The organism is Protofrankia sp. Cj3 (genome assembly GCF_917627355.1).
Taxonomy (GTDB): Bacteria; Actinomycetota; Actinomycetes; order Frankiales; family Frankiaceae; genus Protofrankia.
Genome location: NZ_CAKJTR010000195.1, coordinates 1 through 5,336, shown reverse-complemented (window position 1 = coordinate 5,336; position 5,336 = coordinate 1). Strand labels below are relative to the sequence as shown.

Genomic DNA, 5,336 nt, shown 5'->3' with positions numbered 1-5,336 from the left:
GCCGGTCGGGTGGAACAGCACCTGCAGACCGGTGTCGTCCAGGCCCAGCACCACGCTGTCCGTGGTCTGGGTGATGCCTTTGCGCGCCGCCCGGATGTTCCAGCCCTCGCTGTCCAACGTCACCCCGAGGCCCTGGCCGACCTGCATGTCCGGGGAGAGGACCTCGACCTGGCAGCCACGGTCGGCGAGCAGCTCCGCGACGGATGGCGCATGGTGGAAGCCGATCTCGTCCACGATCACGACCCGGCCGGTCGGGGACACCGAACCGTCGAGGACGGCCCGCAGAGTGGCGACCCGGAGATCGTCGGGGTTCGCCCACCACGGCCGGGCCGGGCGGCTCCCGGTGGCCACGACGACCACGTCGGGGCGGTGGTCGCGGACGTAGCCGACGCCCACCCGGACGCCGGTCTTCACCGCCACGCCGAGTGCCCGCAGCTCGGCCAGCTGGTTGCGGACGAGGTCGGCGAACTCGGCCCGGCCCGGGACGACCGCGGCCAGGCGCACCTGCCCGCCCGGTTCGTCGGCCGCCTCCACCACGGTGACGCGGTGACCGGCGCGGTGGGCGCTGATCGCCGCCTGCATGCCGGCCGGCCCGGCGCCGACCACCAGCACGTCCCTCGGCTTCACCGGTGCCCTGAGGATCAGGGTGCCGGCCGGGTCACGGCCGTCCGGGCCGGGCTCGACGGTGCCCTCGGCGGCCCGCGACGCCTCCCGGCCGGTCAGCGGGTTCTCGATACAGCCGAGCCAGCGGTTCAGCCCCATCCGTCCGACGCATTCCTGGTTGCACGACAGGCACAGCCGGATGCTGTCGGTCGCCCCGGCGCGGGCCAGGCGGGCGAAGTTCGCGTCCGCGATCTGCCCACGCACGATCCCGATCAGGTCACAGTGCCCGTCGGCCAGTGCCCGGTCAGCCTGCAGCGGGTCTTTGAACCGGCCGACACCGACCACCGGAAGGTCCACGGCGCCCCGGATCGCCGACGGGATGAACAGCGCGTACCCGGGCGGGACAGCCATCGAAGCTTCGATCATGTAGAGCGTCGAGGTGGCCGTCCCGATCGAGGTGTTGATGTAGTCGACGGCACCGGTCGCCTCGACCAGCCGCGCCACCGCGACGCACTCGTCGAGGGTGATGCCGCCCTCGATCAGTTCGTCGCCGCACAACCGCACCCCGAGAGCGAGCCCAGGGCCGATCGCGGCCCGCACCGCCCGCACGATCTCGCCCAGCAGCCGGGCCCGGTTGGCGAGCGGGCCGCCGTAGTCGTCGGCGCGCCGGTTCGTCGCCGGTGACAGGAAGCCCCGCACGATCGACGAGTGCGAGCACTGCAGCTCGATCCCGTCGAAGCCGCCTTCGGCGCAGTGCCCGGCGGTCTTCGCGTAGCCGGCGACGATCTCGTTGATCTCCGCGTGGCTGACCGCCTTGGGAACCTCGCGGAACAGCGGGTCCGCCACGGCCGACGGTGCCCACACCGGCAGCCGGGAGAACATCCCGGATGCCTGCCCGCCGTTGTGGTTGATCTGCGCGAAGATCGGGACGCCGTGCCGGTGGACCGCCTCGGTGATGCGCAGGTAACCGGGTATCGCGTTGCGGGAGAAGCCGTGGATCAGCTTCTCGTACGGCCAGTCCGTCGGGTGTACCGAGTGTTCCTCAGTGATGATCAAGCCGGTGCCGCCGGCCGCCCGGGTCGCGTAGTAGGCGGCATGCTGCTCGGTAGGGAGCCCGTCTTCGGCGTAGTTGGTCAGGTGCGCCGAGAACACGATCCGGTTCGCGACGGTGACCGGTCCGAGCCGCAGCGGGCTGAACAGATGGCGATATCGACTCATCGACCGGCACTCCTGCTTCCCCGGGCCGGATCCGCCTGGCCCGCCGGCGCTGGCCGGGGTACCCCGTCGCCGACGGCGAGCGCGGCCCGGCGTCCCTCCAGCACGGCCTCGTAGATGCTCCGGGGAGCGACCGCGTCCCCGACCACCGTCCCGGACGCCGCCGCCAGCTCGTCTATCTCGTCGGGCCCGAGCAGCGGCAGCTCGGCCGTGTTGGTCACCAGCGCCGCGCAGGCGATCTCCACTGTGGCGTCGGAGAACACGTCGTCCCCGTAGAGGATGGTGCCTTCGAGCTGGGTCAATATGGTCCGTTTCACCAGTTTCACCCCGGCCTGGTGCAACCGGACGTTCGCCGGGGCGAGATCGCCGCTGCGGGACAGCTGGGTGCCCACCACCAGATCCGGCGAGACCAGGGTGACGTCCCGGCCGGCCGTGGCGAGCCGCTCGGCGACCGCGATCCCCGTCGCGTTGCCGAGCGGATCCCACACCACCACCGGACCGGACGCCGGCAGCGGATCGGCCCCGGCCGCCGCCGCCGTCAACAGCGCCCGCGCACTGCGCACAACCGGCGTGGCCGGGCCGTCCTCGGCCAGTGACACCTCGGGCGCGGGTTCCGTCGGCGGCACGCTGACGGGGATGGGCTGGTCACCGTCCTGGCCGCCGACCGCGACGATGACCGCGACCGCTCTGCCGGCAGAGCTGATGCTCGCCGGGGGCGCCGCGGTGAGGCCCGCCGCGGTGAGGCCCGCGTCCACCCCAGTGCGGATCTCCACACCGAGCCGGTGGCACTCCGCCGCCAACCAGTCGGTGAGACGGGTCAGCCGTGACCGCCCCGCGCCCGCCGCCGCGGCCACGACCGCTCCGCCCAGGTGGGGGGCACGTTCCAGGAGTGTCACCGGATGCCCGCGCAGGGCTGCGACCCGCGCGGCCTCCAGGCCGGCCGGCCCGCCGCCGATCACCGTCACCGCAACGGGTTCCCGTGCCCGACCGGCCACCGGGGGGTCGGTCGTCTCATGGCCGGACGACGGTTCACCCACGCAGGACACCAGCGGGTTGCGGTTGTCCCGTACCTGGCAGACCTGGTTGCACAGAATGCATGGACGCGGGGGCCGGCCGGCCCGTGTGGTTGCCACCAGGTCCGGGTCGGCGATCTGCGCCCGGGTCATCTCCACCGCGTCGGCCACACCGGCGGTCAATGCCGCCTCGGCCATGTCGACGTCCACCACGCTGCCCTGCAGGATGACCGGGACGGCGGCGCGGCCGCCCGTATCCGCCGAGCCGTTGCTGCCGTCCGTGCGGCCGGCGTCGGTCAGCGCCGCTCGGATCGAGCCGGTGAGCTCGCGGTTGAAGCCGGGTTCGACATGCATGTCCGGCCGGGTCGCCGATACCGTGAAGATCGACCCACGGACCACCACCAGGTAGTCGTAGGTCCCGGCGAGCGCACGGACGATCTCAACGGCTGCCTCGGGGGTCACTCCCGCCCACGGCGCCAGCTCGTCACAGGACAGCCGCAGCCCGACGACCGCGTCCCCGGCCGCCTCCCGCGTGGCGGTCAGCACCTCTCGCGCGAAGCGCAGGCGGTCCGCACCGTACTCGTCCTCCCGGGTGTTCGTCAGACCCGACAGGAACTGCCGTACCAGGCTGTACTGACCGGCGTTCACCTCCACGCCGTCGCAGCCGGCGGCGAGCGCCGTGCGGGTCGCTCCAGCGAAGCCTCGTACCACCGCGTCGATGTCAGCGGGCTCCATCGACTTCGGCACTTCGCGGGTGTTTACTTCCGGTACTCGCGACGGTGCCCACAGCTCCCGCTGGGAGTACGCCGAACTGCCCTGACCGCCGGAGTGCCCCAGCGCGGCGATGAGCAGGGTGCCGTACGGGTGCACCGCGTCCGCGATCGCCCGCCAGCCCTGGCCGCAGTCGGCGGCGAGGGGGGCCCGTTCGTACGGCCAGTCTGATGGGTGGACGGAGGCCTCCTCCGTCACGATCACACCTGTACCACCGGCCGCCCGCCGGGCGTAGTACGCCACCGAGCGCGGGGAGAACGCCCGACCGTGGCACAGATTGGTCTCATGCGGACCGAACAGCACCCGGCTCGGCGCGTTCCGACCGCCCAGGGTGAGCGGATCTGTGAGCAGCATTGTCGACCCCGCCATCGGTGGAACCGTTCGGCCTGCCGTGTCCTCATACATCGGCTAGTTCGTAATTGTATTCATATCAATTCTATGACTCTTTGTGGGTGATGGATGACGAGCAATGAGCGATGGGTGATGGGTGATGGGCGGTGCCACCGGCCGCGGCTCTCAGCGAGGACGTCCCGGCCTGCGGGCCGGAAAACGTGAGATCCCTGCCCCGCCTGAAGATCAGGAGGCGGGCGGGGCGGAAAAGTTCGGGGGACGCTTCTCCTGCCGCGCGAGGATGGCCTCGCCGAGGTCCGGCCAGCTGAAGGACTCACCCATCAGCTGGACGCTGGCCTCGAGCGCCTCGCCGCGGGAACGCTCGGCATCGGCGTACACCTGGCTCTTGATCGTGGAGAGTGATCTGGGTGAACAGTTGTGTGCCAGGTCACGGGCATAGTCGAGGGCTGCGGTGAGAGCCGTACCCGCAGGTACCACCCGCTGTACCAGGCCAAGGCGATACGCCTCGTCGGCGTCGATCGTCCGCCCCGACAGCAACAGATCCATCGCGTTCGGCAGGCCCAGCAGTCGTTGCAGCAGCCAGGAGGTGTTGTACTCGGCGACCAGGCCGAGTCGGGCGAACGCCGTAGTGAAGATTGACTCCTGGCTGGCGATGCGAACATCCGCGCCGACGAGCAGACCGAACCCGATGCCCGCGACCGCGCCGTTGACCGCGGCGATCACTGGGACGCGCGTGCGGACGGCGGCGTCCGCGATGGCGGCCGTGCCCGGTATGAACGTGCGCAGAGTCTGTTCACCCTCCGCGAGCAGCGCGAGGTCGGCGCCCGCGCAGAAGCCCTTGCCCGCGCCGGTCAGCACGATGGCGCGGACTGCCGGGTCGTCGTCCGCCTCGCGCATCAGCTCGACGTAGCGGTCCACCATCGCCGGCGTGAGCGCGTTGCGTTTTTCCGGCCGGTTCAGCGTGATGGTGGCGACGCTTTCGGCCACCTCGTACCGCACCGCGTCGACTCGGTTGTCTCCGAGCAGATCGGTCATACCGGGCTCCTTGGGGATTCGACCGGATCACACCTGTCTCCGTGCGGCATTCAGCAGACCAGATGCGGAGCCCATGTGCACACGGCGGGCGTGCACATGGCGGGCGGCCCGGGACCGCTGTCAGACGATCCCGAGCCTGCCGGGGGATCGCGGATCACCGGGTGAGGTGTCTCGTCCCCTACTTTTCGATCATCCGGTTGTGGGTGTTGTCCGGGTGAATGTTGGGTGATATCTCGACGATGATCGATTGTTGCTGTGTGGTGGTTGTGGTTTTGCACATAGCAACGGGCGGGTCGGGTGGGTGATGTGCCCACCGCGGGGGCGTGCCGGCTGGTGCCTGCTGTCCGG

Annotated in this window: 3 protein-coding genes; all 3 read right to left on the bottom strand. The window is 70.9% G+C overall.

The window, feature by feature from the left end; genetic code table 11:
• Positions 1–1,821: mycofactocin system FadH/OYE family oxidoreductase 2 (locus tag MJ783_RS19720; RefSeq protein WP_239312480.1), on the bottom strand; the 1,821-nt coding region annotated here is incomplete at its 3' end.
• Complete coding sequence (locus tag MJ783_RS19715; protein WP_239312478.1) at positions 1,818–3,971, bottom strand: mycofactocin system FadH/OYE family oxidoreductase 1; 2,154 nt, start codon at positions 3,969–3,971, stop codon at positions 1,818–1,820. The genes MJ783_RS19715 and MJ783_RS19720, both read right to left, overlap by 4 nt.
• A gap of 207 nt (positions 3,972–4,178) precedes the next feature.
• Positions 4,179–4,988 carry an enoyl-CoA hydratase-related protein gene (locus MJ783_RS19710; protein WP_239312476.1) on the bottom strand — a complete coding sequence of 270 codons (810 nt, stop codon included), beginning with the start codon at positions 4,986–4,988 and terminating at the stop codon, positions 4,179–4,181.
• Positions 4,989–5,336: the final 348 nt, after the last annotated feature.

Bases quoted from the DNA above. Each gene is read 5' to 3' on its own strand.
- MJ783_RS19715 (WP_239312478.1), bottom strand. From the start codon at position 3,971: ATGGCGGGGTCGACAATGCTGCTCACAGATCCGCTCACCCTGGGCGGT.
- MJ783_RS19710 (WP_239312476.1), bottom strand. From the start codon at position 4,988: ATGACCGATCTGCTCGGAGACAACCGAGTCGACGCGGTGCGGTACGAG.